This window comes from Domibacillus iocasae, from assembly GCF_001750285.1.
Classification (GTDB): Bacteria; Bacillota; Bacilli; order Bacillales; family Domibacillaceae; genus Domibacillus; species Domibacillus iocasae.
Genome location: NZ_MAMP01000024.1, coordinates 113,024 through 127,942 on the forward strand (window position 1 = coordinate 113,024; position 14,919 = coordinate 127,942).

At 43.2% G+C, this 14,919-nt stretch carries 15 protein-coding genes; all 15 read right to left on the reverse strand.

The genetic code is table 11. The annotated features are described in order from the left end of the window. Positions 1–10: 10 nt before the first annotated feature. The 15 genes from fliE to BA724_RS14630 all read right to left on the reverse strand — a co-directional run bounded on the left by fliE (position 11) and on the right by BA724_RS14630 (position 14,912). Positions 11–316 (reverse strand): flagellar hook-basal body complex protein FliE, encoded by a 306-nt coding sequence (fliE, locus tag BA724_RS14560; protein ID WP_069939404.1) that lies wholly within the window; start codon positions 314–316, stop codon positions 11–13. Positions 317–329: 13 nt separating this feature from the next. Further along, entirely contained in the window at positions 330–776 is a 447-nt protein-coding gene (gene flgC, locus BA724_RS14565; RefSeq protein ID WP_069939405.1) for a flagellar basal body rod protein FlgC, read from the reverse strand. A 2-nt stretch (positions 777–778) separates the two neighbouring features. Further along, complete coding sequence (gene flgB / locus BA724_RS14570) at positions 779–1,165, reverse strand: flagellar basal body rod protein FlgB (RefSeq protein ID WP_069939406.1); 387 nt, start codon at positions 1,163–1,165, stop codon at positions 779–781. Between the two features lie 239 nt (positions 1,166–1,404). Continuing rightward, positions 1,405–2,184, reverse strand: a complete 780-nt coding sequence (gene codY, locus BA724_RS14575; RefSeq protein ID WP_069939407.1) for a GTP-sensing pleiotropic transcriptional regulator CodY — start codon at positions 2,182–2,184, stop codon at positions 1,405–1,407. Positions 2,185–2,204: 20 nt separating this feature from the next. Next, positions 2,205–3,599, reverse strand: coding sequence for an ATP-dependent protease ATPase subunit HslU (gene hslU, locus BA724_RS14580; protein ID WP_141719965.1), 1,395 nt, complete (start codon positions 3,597–3,599; stop codon positions 2,205–2,207). A 26-nt stretch (positions 3,600–3,625) separates the two neighbouring features. Further along, positions 3,626–4,168, reverse strand: a complete 543-nt coding sequence (hslV, locus tag BA724_RS14585; protein ID WP_069939409.1) for an ATP-dependent protease subunit HslV — start codon at positions 4,166–4,168, stop codon at positions 3,626–3,628. A gap of 14 nt (positions 4,169–4,182) precedes the next feature. Beyond that, positions 4,183–5,082, reverse strand: coding sequence for a tyrosine recombinase XerC (xerC, locus tag BA724_RS14590; RefSeq protein ID WP_069939410.1), 900 nt, complete (start codon positions 5,080–5,082; stop codon positions 4,183–4,185). A 61-nt stretch (positions 5,083–5,143) separates the two neighbouring features. Then, a complete protein-coding gene (gene trmFO, locus BA724_RS14595; RefSeq protein WP_069939411.1) occupies positions 5,144–6,448 on the reverse strand; it encodes an FADH(2)-oxidizing methylenetetrahydrofolate--tRNA-(uracil(54)-C(5))-methyltransferase TrmFO in 1,305 nt (434 codons plus the stop codon). Between the two features lie 141 nt (positions 6,449–6,589). Further along, the gene (gene topA, locus BA724_RS14600; protein WP_069939412.1) at positions 6,590–8,668 is read right to left on the reverse strand and encodes a type I DNA topoisomerase; all 2,079 of its coding nucleotides are present in this window, start codon (positions 8,666–8,668) and stop codon (positions 6,590–6,592) included. Positions 8,669–8,872: 204 nt separating this feature from the next. Further along, positions 8,873–9,751: a DNA-processing protein DprA gene (dprA, locus tag BA724_RS14605; protein WP_069939413.1), complete on the reverse strand. Its 879-nt coding sequence runs from the start codon at positions 9,749–9,751 to the stop codon at positions 8,873–8,875. A 65-nt stretch (positions 9,752–9,816) separates the two neighbouring features. Then, positions 9,817–10,719, reverse strand: coding sequence for a succinate--CoA ligase subunit alpha (sucD, locus tag BA724_RS14610; protein ID WP_069939414.1), 903 nt, complete (start codon positions 10,717–10,719; stop codon positions 9,817–9,819). 34 nt (positions 10,720–10,753) lie between these two features. Continuing rightward, on the reverse strand, positions 10,754–11,914 hold the full coding sequence (gene sucC, locus BA724_RS14615) for an ADP-forming succinate--CoA ligase subunit beta (protein ID WP_069939415.1): 1,161 nt from the start codon (positions 11,912–11,914) through the stop codon (positions 10,754–10,756). A 155-nt stretch (positions 11,915–12,069) separates the two neighbouring features. Continuing rightward, positions 12,070–12,342 (reverse strand): EscU/YscU/HrcU family type III secretion system export apparatus switch protein, encoded by a 273-nt coding sequence (locus tag BA724_RS14620; protein ID WP_069939416.1) that lies wholly within the window; start codon positions 12,340–12,342, stop codon positions 12,070–12,072. Next, on the reverse strand, positions 12,339–14,117 hold the full coding sequence (locus BA724_RS14625; protein WP_141719957.1) for a hypothetical protein: 1,779 nt from the start codon (positions 14,115–14,117) through the stop codon (positions 12,339–12,341). Before BA724_RS14625 ends, BA724_RS14620 begins: the two co-directional genes overlap by 4 nt. Positions 14,118–14,147: 30 nt before the next feature. Further along, on the reverse strand, positions 14,148–14,912 hold the full coding sequence (locus tag BA724_RS14630) for a ribonuclease HII (protein WP_069939418.1): 765 nt from the start codon (positions 14,910–14,912) through the stop codon (positions 14,148–14,150). Between the last annotated feature and the right edge of the window lie 7 nt (positions 14,913–14,919).

The window sequence follows — 14,919 nt, forward strand, 5'->3', positions numbered from 1 at the left end:
GCCTCAGACATTACATTTGCATTCGCATGATTTCCTGATACGCTTCTATTGCTTTATTACGGACTTCCAGCGTTAACTGCATCGTGACTCCTGATTTTTGGGCTGCCGCCATAACTTGGTGAATATCAACATTTTCCCCATTAATCATTTTTGTTGTTAATGAATTGGACTCCGCTTCTGTCTTCATAACGCCATTCAATGAATCTTTTAAAAAATCGGCAAATTTTTGCTGAGATTCATAAGGCGTCGCTGTCTTTTTCACACTGCTGGATTCTATCATTGCTGAAGAAACAGCATTTAGTGCTTCTATCGCCATTTATTTTCTCTCCTTATTTCCCAATTTCAAGAGCTTTTGTCATCATTGCCTTCGATGCATTAAAGACAGTTACATTCGCTTCATAAGAACGGGTCGTACTCATTAAGTCCACCATTTCACGTAACGGATCTACATTTGGCATATTAACGTACCCTTCTTCGTTTGCATCCGGATGTTCAGGATCATAAATTAATTTGTTCGGTGTTTCTGTATCCTCAACAATTTTCGTGACTTTTACCCCACTCCCCGCTTCCTGGCGATTTGCTGCCATTTGTAAAAAGCTTGAAAAGGAATTTCCTTTCGGTTGCAAAACGACTGATTTACGCTGATAAGGCTGCCATTCTCCATCGACCAGTTTAGCTCTCGTAGACTCAGCGTTTGCCATATTTGATGAAACAACATCCATTCGAAGCCGTTGAGCCGTCAAAGCAGATGCAGTAATATTCATGCCGTTAAACATATTTATCTGCCTCCTTTAATGATGTTTGTTAAAGAAGAATATTTGGAACTCAGCCGATCTGTCAACGCATTGTAGTAAATTTGATTTTCAGCCATTTTTGACATCTCGGTGTCTAAATCTACACTATTACCACTTTCATTGTAGGACATATTTCGTACAGTCATTACTGTGCTATTTGACTGCACCGAAAAATCAAAATGCCTGCTGTCTGTCCGGTTATTTTGAAAATCATTTTTACTATTTTCCAACATTTTCTTAAAACCCACTTCTTTGGCTTTGTAATTCGGGGTATCAACATTTGCAATATTATTTGCGATTGTTTTTTGTTTTAATGATGCGTAATCCAAACCTCGTTCCAACGAGGTTATTGAACTTGAAAAGAGGTTCAATTCAACCACTCCATTTTTAAAATTCTTAATTTAATAATTATGTACTTAAAGAAATATAACATAAAAGTCATTTTTCGACATGTATCTTAACAAAAATAACAAAAAAATTTCATATCTTATCAATACAGGGAGTAATTTGTCATATTCCTATAAGTATTATACATTGCTGTCAACTTTTGTACAAAAAAGTATATAAAAAAGGTACCGGCGGAATAAATAATTCCGCCGATACCTTAAAATTAGTTAGATTTCAATTTTTCCAATTCCATCAAAAATTTATTATTTAATACTTTAATATACGTGCCCTTCATTCCAAGTGAACGCGATTCAATGACACCAGCACTTTCGAGTTTTCGAAGTGCATTTACAATAACTGAACGGGTAATGCCAACACGGTCTGCAATTTTCGAGGCCACAAGCAGTCCTTCTTTTCCATCGAGCTCTTCAAAAATATGTTCAATGGCTTCGAGCTCACTATAAGAAAGGGAACTGATCGCCATTTGAACAACTGCTTTGCTGCGTGCCTCTTCCTGCATCTCTTCTGCTTTTTCACGCAAAATTTCCATTCCAACAACGGTCGCACCGTATTCCGCCAAAATTAAATCATCATCATGAAATTGCTCCTCTAGACGAGCTAATACAAGTGTTCCAAGGCGTTCACCAGCACCTACAATAGGAACAATTGTCGTTAAGCCGCTTTGAAATAATTCTTTATTTTCAACCGGAAATGCTGTGTATTCGCTGTTTACATCCAAATTTGATGATGTTTCCGTTATATTGAATAAGTTTTTTGTGTATCGCTCAGGAAATTGACGCTCCACAAGCATTTGCTTCATTCGTTCATTTTCAATTTGCTGGTTTACACCGAATCCAAGCAATTTGCCACGGCGGCTGACGACAAAAATATTTGCTTCAATCACTTCAGAAAGAGATTCAGCCATTTCTTTAAAGTTTACTGTTTTACCCGCTGCATTTTGCAGCATTTTGTTTATTTTCCTTGTTTTCGCTAAAAGATTCATGTTGTGGTTCCTCCGATTGATTATAAAATAAATTCACTTAAGTCTTTGTTTTTTGAAATCGCAGATAATTTTTCATCTACATATTGTGGTGTGATTGTGATTTGCTCCATTGTAACATCCGGCGCTTCAAACGATAGATCTTCAAGCAGCTTCTCCATAATGGTATGAAGACGGCGCGCCCCAATATTATCGGTTTCACTATTCACATGAAAGGCAATTTCAGCAAGGCGCTGAACAGCTTCTTCAGTAAAATCGATTCGGATGTCCTCTGTTTCAAGCAATGCTTTGTACTGTTTTAAAAGCGCATTATCCGGCTCCACTAAAATACGAACAAAATCGTCCGTTGATAATTTTTCCAGCTCAACCCGAATCGGAAAGCGGCCTTGCAGCTCTGGAATTAAATCCGATGGCTTTGACATATGAAATGCTCCCGCGGCGATAAATAAAATATAATCGGTTTTCACGGTCCCGTATTTTGTTACGATTGTTGATCCTTCCACAATCGGTAAAATATCACGCTGGACACCTTCGCGCGAGACATTTGCTCCTGACTGAGCTCCGCCTTTCACCGCAATTTTATCCACTTCATCAATAAAAATAATACCGGTTTGTTCAGCCCGTCTGACCGCTTCTTGTGTTACTTCATCCATGTCGATCAGCTTTTGCGCTTCTTCCTGTTCTAAAACAGGGCGCGCGTCTTTCACTGTCAGTTTTTTCTTCTTTTTCTTTTTGGGCATAAGGCCGCCAAGTGCATCCTGCATGTTCATGCCCATTTGCTCCATCCCTGAACCTTGAAATAAATCGAACATAGAAGGAGGCTGTTCTTCCACTTCAACTGTAATCACTTCATTTTCCAGCTCGCCAGCTGCGAGTTTTTGCTCAATTAAACGCCGCTTTTCAAAAATAGACGTATCTTCCGCTGGCTCTTCCTGTTCTTCCTGCTGGCCGGTGCTGCCCCCAAAAAGCATTTCAAATGGGTTTTTCACCGATGCTCCTTTTTTACGTGACGGGACGAGTAATTCAACAAGGCGGCGGTTTGCAGCTTTTTTTGCCGGTTCACGTACATCATCCATTTTCTCTTCTTTGACGAGCCGGACAGCCGTTTCAGCTAAATCCCGCACCATTGATTCTACATCGCGGCCCACATAACCAACTTCCGTAAACTTGGTTGCCTCCACTTTAATAAACGGTGCACCTGCAAGCTTCGCCATACGTCGTGCAATTTCAGTTTTCCCAACTCCTGTTGGCCCGATCATCAGCATGTTTTTCGGAATAATTTCATCGCGAATTGTATCATCCAACAAACTCCGGCGATAGCGGTTACGCAGTGCAACAGCAACGGCTTTTTTCGCTTCTTTTTGTCCAACTATATATTGATCCAAGCGCTCAACAATTTGACGAGGCGTCATATTCATGGCATTCGGCTTCATTTTCCCACTCCTCACTGCAATTCTTCCACAATAATATTATGGTTCGTATACACACATATATCCGCCGCTGTTTTCAATGCAGCTTCTGCAATTTCCGCTGCTGATAATTGAACAGCATACTGCTTTAATGCCCGTCCTGCCGACAATGCATAATTGCCTCCTGATCCAATCGCCAGAATTCCGTCATCCGGTTCAATGACTTCACCCGTTCCAGAAACAAGCAGCAAATTGTCCTTATCCATCACAATCAGCATGGCTTCTAAACGGCGAAGCATTTTATCTGTGCGCCACTCTTTTGCAAGCTCAACAGCCGCCCTCTGAAGATTGCCGCTGTATTCATTCAGCTTTTTCTCAAACAATTCAAACAGTGTAAATGCATCCGCAACAGAACCTGCAAAGCCAGCTACCACTTTTCCATTAAAAAGACGGCGTACTTTTTTCGCTGTATGTTTCATGACGACGGCATTTCCGAACGTCACCTGCCCATCGCCTGCTATAGCGGATGAGCCGTTATGCTTTACTGCAAATATCGTTGTCGCGTGAAATTCTCCCACTTATTATCTCTCCTTTACGCGCGTGGATGATGATTCCGGTATGTGTGCTGCAAATGCTCTTTCGTAATATGTGTATACATTTGAGTAGACGACAGGCTGGCATGTCCGAGCAGTTCCTGCACGGTTCTCATATCCGCTCCGTTATTTAACATATGCGTCGCAAAAGTATGCCTTAACATATGCGGATGAATTTTCCCTGATAACGATGCTTTTTGGATTAATCCATTTAAAATATGACGAATGCCGCCTGTGGTAATCGGGGCACCTCTAAAATTAACGAACAGCTTGTTATGATCTAGTTTTTTCATTAACATTGCCCTGCTGTTTTGCACATAATTTTCCACCGCTTCGGCGGCAAAGCTGCCATATGGGACATAACGCTCTTTGCCGCCTTTTCCATGTACGAGCAGGATGCCGAGGTGCGCATCAAGGTCTGTAAGTGCAAGGCCCGCACATTCACTCACCCGGATACCTGTTCCATATAAAATTTCAAGCAGTGCGCGGTTTCGAATAGAAAGGAGGTCTGGCCCTTCAACCGTTTCAAATAATTCCCGTATTTCTTCTTCATAAAAAAAAGAAGGGAGTTTTTTCGTTCCTTTTGGGCGGTGGACAAGCAAAAAAGGATTTTCTTCCACCACTTGTTCCCTCATTAAAAAACGGTAAAACCCGCGGATGGCGGATATTTTTCGGGAAACAGAGGCACGGGCCATTTTCTTTTCGTGAAGCCGCGTTAAGTATAAACGAGCTGTCTGGTGTGTGACATCCGTCAAATCCGCTATCTGCTGTTCGTCCATAAACATAAAAAAGTGCTCCAGGTCATCACGATAACTTTTCACCGTGTGAACAGAGTTGTTTTTTTCAATTTGCAAATATGCAAAATAGGAATGTGTATAATTTTTGAAAAGTTTAGACATTTCCCCACCTCATAAAAGGGCTACTAAATGATAACACATGTTAGCAGCCCCCGCAATAAATTTACAAACTTTTCGAAAAAGTTTGAATTGTTTCTAATGCACGCTCAGCAAGCGCTTCGTACCGTTCCTTTTTCCCTTTAATTTTCATCGGCAATGCTGGAAACAAGCCAAAGTTTGCGTTCATTGGCTGAAAGTTATCCGGCGAGGCGTGCGTAATGTAGTGCGCCATTCCGCCAATGGCTGTTTCCTGTGGTGCCGTAACAGGTTCTTGCCCCAATGCAAGTCTTGCTGCGTTTATGCCGGCCATTAAACCACTTGCTGCCGATTCCACATATCCTTCTACTCCTGTCATTTGCCCGGCAAAAAACAAATTCGGGCGCTCTTTCAGCTGATACGTCGACAGCAGCGCTTTTGGCGAGTTAATAAACGTATTGCGGTGCATAACACCGTATCGGACAATTTCAATATTTTCAAGACCAGGAATAAGCTGAAGTACTTCTTTTTGCGGTCCCCATTTTAAATGTGTCTGAAAACCAACAATGTTATAAAGTGTTCCAGCTGCGTTATCCTGACGAAGCTGAACGACCGCATATGGCCGCTTCCCTGTACGTGGATCTTCAAGACCGACCGGCTTCATCGGGCCGAACAGCATTGTTTTTTTGCCCCGGCTGGCCATCACTTCAATCGGCATGCAGCCTTCGAAGAAAATCTCTTTTTCAAATTCTTTTAGCGGCACTGTTTCCGCAGCAATGAGCGCTTCATAAAAACGATCAAACTCTTCTTCATTCATCGGGCAGTTTAAATAGGCGGCTTCTCCTTTGTCATACCGCGACTTTAAATACGCCACATCCATATTAATGCTGTCTTTTTCAATAATTGGTGCTGCAGCATCATAAAAATATAAATAATCTTCGCCAGTCAGCGCCTGAATTTTTTCAGCAAGGCCGCTCGTTGTTAACGGTCCTGTTGCAATAACAGTAATGCCTTCTGGAATCTCGGTTACTTCCTCATTGATGACCGTTACATTCGGATGATTTTTCACCCGCTCTGTTACATGTCCCGCAAATTCATGACGGTCAACAGCGAGTGCGCCGCCAGCCGGCACGGCACAGGCATCAGCTGAACTGATAATAACAGAATTCAAGCGGCGCATTTCTTCTTTTAAAACACCCACCGCATTTGTCAGTCCATTCGCGCGCAGCGAGTTGCTGCAGACGAGTTCAGCAAATTTATCCGTGTGATGGGCTGGTGTTTGCTTTACCGGGCGCATTTCATACAAGCGGACCTGCAGACCGCGTTCTGCAATTTGAAAAGCGGCCTCACTTCCAGCAAGTCCAGCTCCAATTACATTAATTGATTGATTCATATTTGTTCCCCCTGCTTTAAAGGTACGTACCTATATATGTCCATTAAGCATTGTACACTACCCGCCTTTATAAAAAAAGAAAAATGTTTTTTAATAAATCAAAAAACCGTCTGTTTTAGTAAAAATCAGACGGTTTTACGGTTACGATTGCGGCTCTTCTTTATAATCGCATTCTGTACATTGAATCTGTACACCTTTTTTAAGCTTTTTCTCAACAAGCAGCTTTGCACATTTCGGACACGGACGTTCAATTGGTTTATCCCATGAAAGAAAATCACATTCTGGAAACCGATCGCATCCATAAAAAATACGCCGTTTTTTACTTTTTCTTTCTATTATATTACCCTCAGCACATTTCGGGCATTTTACGCCGATTTCTTTGACGATCGCTTTTGTGTTCCGGCATTCAGGAAAATTACTGCACGCCATAAATTTTCCATAACGGCCCATTTTAAAAACCATTTCATGCCCGCACTTTTCACAGTCTTCACCAGCAGGTTCATCTTTTATTTCTACCTGCTCCATTTCTTTTTCGGCTTTTTCCAAGTGACCCTCAAAGCCTTTGTAAAACTCATCAATGACCGCTACCCATTCTTTTATGCCATCTTCTACGCTATCAAGGTCACGTTCCATTTTCACGGTAAATTCAACGTCGATAATATCAGCAAAAAACTCGACCATCAATTCATGAACGATAGTCCCAAGTTCCGTTGGGACAAACCGTTTATTATCAAGTGCCACATAGCCGCGTTTTTGAATCGTATCAAGTGTTGGCGCATACGTGGATGGGCGCCCGATGCCCAGCTCTTCCAGTGTTTTCACAAGACGGGCTTCCGTATAGCGTGGCGGCGGCTGTGTAAAGTGCTGCTTCGGATCAAGGTCTCCTGACTGTACCTCATCCCCGTTTTCGAGATTTGGAAGAAAATTTTCTTTTTCTTCTTTCGCATCATCTGAGCCTTCAACGTACACTTTCATAAAACCTTGAAATTTCACCTTTGATCCTGTCGCTCGGAACATGACGTCCCCATTCACAATATCCGCACTGACTGTATCCATTACTGCAGCGGCCATTTGGCTGGCGATGAACCGTTCCCAAATGAGCTTGTAAAGACGAAGCTGATCGCGTGATAAAAAGTCTTTTAGTGCAGATGGTTCACGCAGCGTACTAGTTGGCCGGATCGCTTCGTGCGCATCCTGTGCATTTGGTTTTTTTGTTTCTTTTTTCTGTCCCTGCTCTTTTGCGTAGTCTTTCCCGTATTGAGAAACGATGTAGTCAAGGCTTTCTGACTGGGCTACTTCTGACACTCGTGTAGAATCTGTCCGCATATACGTAATCAAACCGACCGTACCTTCTTTTCCAAGGTCAATCCCTTCATACAACTGCTGGGCAAGCATCATTGTCTTTTTGGCCCTAAAGTTTAATTTTCGGGCTGCTTCCTGCTGAAGTGAGGATGTTGTAAAAGGAGCTGCTGGATTTCGGCGCCGTTCTTTTTTTGTAACAGAATCCACTGAAAATTGATTGCCATTAATAGCAGCTAACACTTTTTTTACATCTGCTTCTGACGTCAGCTTTTCTTTTTTACCATTTAAACCATAAAAAGCAGCACTAAATGTGTCACGGCCTTTTGTAAATTCGGCTTCGATCGTCCAATATTCTTCCGGAATGAATGCTTTAATTTCATTTTCACGATCAATGACAAGACGAAGCGCTACTGACTGAACACGGCCGGCACTAAGTCCTTTTTTCACTTTCTTCCATAGTAATGGGCTGATGTTATAGCCGACAAGCCGGTCTAGAATGCGACGTGCCTGCTGGGCATCTACAAGATCCATATTAATCGGACGTGGGTGCTTAAAGGACTCCTTAATTGCATCTTTTGTAATTTCATTAAAGACAACCCGGCAGTCAGACGACGTATCAATGTTTAATGAATGGGCCAAATGCCAGGCGATGGCTTCCCCTTCACGATCCGGGTCAGCTGCAAGATAGATTTTTTTCGCTTTTTTCGCAGCGGTTTTTAATTCTTTTAAAACGGGTCCTTTGCCGCGGATCGTAATGTATTTTGGATCGTAGCTATTTTCCGTATCAACGCCCATTTGGCTTTTCGGCAAGTCCCGAATATGTCCCATTGATGCGCGCACTTTGTATTTCTTCCCGAGATAGCGTTCAATCGTCTTCGCTTTCGCCGGGGATTCCACTATTACTAAATAATCTGACATAAAATAAAGCCTCCCCCGAGAGGTAAAATGAATAATTAGACATATTATTATGCGGATGCCGCTTGTTTGTCAAACGTTTCTCTTTTACATTATTCATTTTTGTTCTCTATATGTTACAAAACAGGACATGTTCTGCAAAATCATTCTGTTGCAAAATTTATATGATATTGACAGAAATTGCAACTGTTTTCGTAAAAAGTTTTTTTATTCCTGCTGAAATTCCATTAAAATATCGTCGGCACAATGAACGATTTTGGCTCCATCTGCAATGAGCGAATGAACACCCTCGGAAAGCGGGTGTGTAATAGGTCCCGGCACCGCAAAAACATCAATTCCCTGCTCTAACGCAAAGGCAGCTGTAATAAGTGATCCACTTTTTTTCGCTGCCTGAACAACAAGCACACCTTTAGACAAGCCGCTGACAATTCGATTCCGGGCTGGAAACTGCCATTTTTCCGGCCTTTTTTCCGGTGCATATTCCGATAAAATTAATCCTTCTTTTGAAATTCGTTGAGCAAGTTGTATATTTTCACGAGGGTAAAAGTGCCCAAATCCGCCTGCGATAACAGCAATTGCCTTACCGCCTGCCTGCAAAGCCAATTCATGTGAGAATGCATCAATCCCCCTCGCAAGCCCGCTGACAATCGAAATCTTTTTTTCTATTAAAAATGGAATAATCGATTGAAGTGCTTCTTTTCCATATTGATCACCATTTCGGGCTCCTACAACAGCAAGCATATTTTCTGTTTTCAATAAGTTCACATCCCCCATTGCAAACAAGCCCCACGGAGGCTGTGGAAGCCGTTTCAACTGTTTAGGGTACTTCTTATCATATATTGGAATAAAGGTCGATGAGGACTTCATTAATGAAGAATACAGATGGTTGAATGATAAAGAGTGAAGCTTTTGTAAAATGAGGTCTGCTTGTTGAGCGGATCGTCCGGTGATCTGAGCATATTCTGCCTTTGTCATACAGGAAATTTTTTCTAAATCAGGATCTTGTTTAAATAATAAATACTGATCTTTCCAGCTAATCCCCGGGCAATATTGCAGCTTTAACAGCCATTTTGTTGTTTCATCCATGTTCATTTCCCTCCTTTAATTGAAACAAAATGAGACGCCTGATTGGATCAGGCGTCCATTTATCATTAATGTGTTTTACATTCTTCCAAAAGTCCTTTTTCTTCAAGCACCTTAATTAACGTTTCACCCATAACAGATGGCGTTTCCGCTACTTGAATGCCACATTCGTTCATAACGCGAATTTTTTCATCTGCTGTTCCTTTACCGCCTGAAATAATTGCACCGGCATGGCCCATGCGTTTTCCTGGAGGTGCTGTGCGGCCACCGATAAAGCCAACAACCGGTTTAGTCATATTTGCTTTTACCCATTCAGCCGCTTCCTCTTCGGCAGTACCGCCAATTTCACCGATCATAATGACCGCTTTGGTTTCTGGATCTTCATTGAATGCTTTTAATACATCGATAAAGTCCGTTCCGTTAACTGGATCACCGCCTATGCCGACAGCAGTAGATTGGCCAATGCCTGCCTGTGTAAGCTGGTGAACCGCTTCATACGTAAGCGTGCCGGAGCGTGATACAACGCCGACATGGCCTTTCGTATGAATGTAGCCTGGCATGATACCGATTTTGCACTCATCCGGTGTGATGACGCCCGGGCAGTTCGGTCCAACGAGACGTGTTTTCTTTCCTTGCATGTATCTTTTTACTTTGACCATATCAAGCACTGGAATATGCTCTGTAATACAAATGGCCAAATCAAGATCCGCATCAACCGCTTCCAAAATCGCATCCGCTGCAAATGGAGCAGGGACGTAAATAACTGAAGCGTTTGCGCCAGTTTCTTTTACTGCTTCCGCCAATGTATTAAATACCGGTACACCTTCCACTTCAGTGCCGCCTTTTCCAGGTGTGACACCGCCGACGATTTTCGTGCCGTATTCAAGCATTTGTTTTGTATGGAAAAGGGCAGTAGCGCCCGTAATACCTTGAACAATTACCTTTGTATCTTTATTAATAAATACACTCATGCCTGTACCTGCCTTTCTATTGTCAACATCCTGATTATTTTACGAGACTAACGATTTTTTGTGCGCCATCTGCCATTGAATCCGCGGAAACAATGTCAAGTCCTGACTGATTCAAGATTTCTTTACCTGCATCTACATTCGTTCCTTCTAAACGAACAACGAGCGGTACAGATAAGCTTACTTGCTTCGCAGCTTCTACAACACCTGTAGCAATGACGTCACATTTCATAATACCGCCGAAAATGTTAACGAAAATTCCTTTTACATTTTCATCGGAAAGGATAATTTTAAACGCTTCCGTTACTTTTTCAGCTGTTGCGCCGCCGCCAACATCAAGGAAGTTAGCCGGGTCGCCGCCGTAATGCTTGATAATATCCATCGTAGCCATCGCAAGACCAGCGCCATTTACCATACAGCCGATGTTTCCGCCGAGTGAAATATAGCTAAGGTCATATTTAGATGCTTCGATTTCTTTTTCATCTTCTTCATCGAGATCACGGTATTCCAAAATGTCTTTATGGCGGTACAAGGCATTTGAATCAAAGTTTAATTTTGCATCAAGTGCCATTACTTTGCCGTCGCCTGTTACAACAAGCGGATTGATTTCAGCAATTGAGCAGTCTTTTTCCACAAATGCTGTGTAAAGGCTCATCATGAATTTCACTGCCTGTCCAACAAGCTCTTTCGGAATGTTGATGTTGAAAGCAACTCGGCGAGCCTGGTACGGGCTAAGACCTGTTACTGGATCAATGTACTCTTTGAAGATTTTTTCAGGCGTTGCTTCTGCCACCTCTTCAATTTCCGTTCCACCTTCTTCAGATGCCATTAAAACAACTTGAGAAGTAGCTCGGTCAAGGACAAGACCAATATAGTATTCTTTTTTAATATCGCATCCTTCTTCAATAAGAAGGCGCTTTACTTCTTTGCCTTCAGGACCTGTTTGGTGCGTGACCAATACTTTGCCGAGAATTTCTTCTGCATATGTACGTACTTCATCGAGATTCTTTGCGACCTTAACTCCGCCCGCTTTTCCGCGGCCGCCCGCATGAATCTGTGCTTTGACAACGTTTACTGCTGTGCCAAGTTCTTTCGCTGCTTCAACCGCTTCTTCAACGGAAAATGCAACCTTCCCATTCGGCACGGCAACGCCGTAGCTTCTGAGAACTTCTTTCCCTTGATACTCATGAATATTCATCTTCCAGCCTCCTATCGATCTCAAAACATAGTCTCATAACAAAACAGACTGCGACTTCATTGTAGAGAAAAAACGAAATGATGTCCAGTTTTTGAACATAAAAAAACCGCTCTTTTTTTCAAGAACGGAGAATTTCTGCAAAACGCTTACAATGTTTATTTATCAAGGCGCCGGTCGAGACGGTATACGAAGGCAAATACTTCGGCAACCGCCTGGTATAGATCTTCTGGAATCGCTTCATTTATCTCAAGCTGGCTGAGCAGTTCAACAAGCCCGGGGTCTTCTTGAATCGGAATATTGTTTTCTTTTGCTGATTCGATAATTTGATCAGCAATAAGCCCTTTTCCTTTTGCTTTTACAATTGGCGCCCCCGTTGAATCCGGGTTATAAGACAGCGCGGCTGCCTGTTTGCGGATTGGCTGATTCATATACGAATATCCACCTCCGTGTAGCCGTTATCGTCCATAATGCGGGCAAGGGGCGGCTTTGATTGCTCCTCACCACCCTGCTGGGACGGTTGTTCTTTGAAATGAACACCTGACAGCCGGTATCCGCTTCCTTCAAGTGCTTCTTTCAAAGAGTCAAATGCCGGAACACTTAATTTCTTCAAAAGAGGACTAGGTGTCTCTGCCATAATATTGACATGCACGATCCGATTTTGCACTTGCATATCAATCACCGTGTTTCGTAAATTTGGCATTTCCACATAAAATAAAACTCGACAAAAATCAGCATCAATTTTCCCGTCTGCTTTTTTCTTTCCCTGCCATTTGATCGTGACATCTCCTCTAAACTCACCAAATTGAAGAGGAGACTGCATAACAAGCTGCTGCAGCGGGCCAGAGTCAGCCGATAAAATATGCTGGGCGTTCAGACGGCCGACCAGCTGCTCCGCTGCTTCTCTGACCGGCGCAGGCATCGTTTCCGCCATCAGTTTAATCAATTCCTGCTTGACTGTCTGCGGCATGGCTTCCGGTCCATTTTTCGATGCAATCATCGCTTCGTGATCTAGTCCAAGAAAGCGAAACGCATCGCGTAATGACCCACCTGCCGTTGGTTCCTGAAACGAAAGGGTTTCTATTCCAAGAAGCATGGCTATCCGTACAGCAGCTTGATCAGGAATGGATGCAGCAGCTGAGGAAGCAAGCTGAAACAACGATGCCGCCATTTTTGCGTCAGGCAGCTGGTCCTTTTTCATTTCACCTGTCAGCTGGGCCGCTTGCTGCATCATCAACAGGCGGTCTGGATGCCGAGGTGGAATCGATAAGGATACTGCTTCTTTAAACACCGCTGCTGCTTCTGTTGACGCAGGATGGCTGACAAGCTGGACAAGTGCCTCCTTCATCATGTGAACAGGTGCAGCCGCTCCATTCGAACTACTATTTGTTACCGGGATATTCTTTACGATAGCAGCGAGCGATTCTTCTACACTTTCAGCTGTCGTAACAGCGCCAGACGCTGTCGCTTGCTGAAGCATTCCAATAGCTGCTGCTTTTACTGACGGATTTGGACTTTGCAGAGCTAAGGCGAGCTGGACCGCTTTTTCATTTGAACTGCCTTGAAAACTGTGGGCACTGAAAGATCTATCGCCAAACAGCCGGCTAATGGCCATGGAAGCACCTGTTTGGTCAACATTGTTTCGTGGAAGCATCTGCTGCAGGGAAACCATTTTTCCTGTCATCGAATCCGTTGAACGTGCTGCTACAAGCGCTTGAAAAACATTTTCGGTCATTGGCAAATTGCGGCTCATCATAAAACGAAGTGCTTCTGTTCCGTCCGCTAATCCGGATTTCCCAAGCCATCCTGACACTGTTTGAATAAGCTCTTTAGAAAGCGTTTTTCCATTTTCAAGTACCACTGTCGTAAAGGCGATGTTTTCTTTTGTCGGCGGAATCTGCAGCTTTTCAAGCAGCACGGATGCTTGGTCTGCAGACCTCCGGCTCAGGGCATAGTCTGTCAGAACATTGAGCCGAACCCCTTTATTAAGAGAGGCCACTTGAAAAAAATACCGCTCCCCCATTTGCAGCGGCACTTCCAACTGAGCTGTTATTTTTTGTCCAAGGGCGGCAAGCTCCGCCATTTGCCCTGGCAAAAGCTTGATGGCTTTACCGGAAAAGACTTGCCCTTCTTTTAATATGTCAATTGGATTTCTCCCTTGCTGCACTCTTACCCCTCTTTGTATAGCCTGTTGTCCGATCTCCATGCTTCTTCACCCCGCTTTATGCTGTATCAATTAAATCATATCTTTTATTGGTGCAAACGTTTTACGGTGCTGCGGTGTAATGCCGATTGTTTGCAGCCCAATTAAATGTTCTTTCGTTCCATACCCCATGTTTTTCTCAAAGCCGTATCCGGGATATTCACTTGCGTATTGTTTCATAAGCCGGTCGCGCGTTACTTTAGCAATGATGGAGGCTGCAGCGATGGAGGCGCTTTTCGCATCTCCTTTTATAATTGATTCCTGACTGATGTTTAGAGGAAGTGTCATTGCATCAACAAGCAAATGATCCGGCTGTTCCGTGAGAGCATTCACAGCGAGAACCATTGCTTTTTTTGCTGCTTCGTAAATATTTATTTCATCAATTTCCTCCGAGCTGACAATACCCACTCCAATTGTCGCTTTTTCAGTAATGAGCGTGTACAATTCTTCCCGGACAGATTCTTTTACTTTTTTTGAATCATTTAACCCTTCCGGCAAAAACCCTTCCGGCAATATACAGGCGGCGGCCACAACCGGCCCTGCAAGCGGTCCTCTTCCCGCCTCGTCAATGCCGGCAATAAGCTGCTTTCCCTGCTTCATTGCTTTTCGTTCATAGGACATCATTTGATGCAGCCTTTCCTGCTCCTCACTCTTTTTTTGAATGCGGCGTTTACATGCTTTAACAGCTGCTTGAACACCGTTTCGATGATCAAGAGCCCAATGAATAAGACGCTCGTCTTCAAGCGTTGTCACCAATTGAAGTTGTTCCTTTATCTGGGCAATCGTTTCGTTTTTCATTTCCACT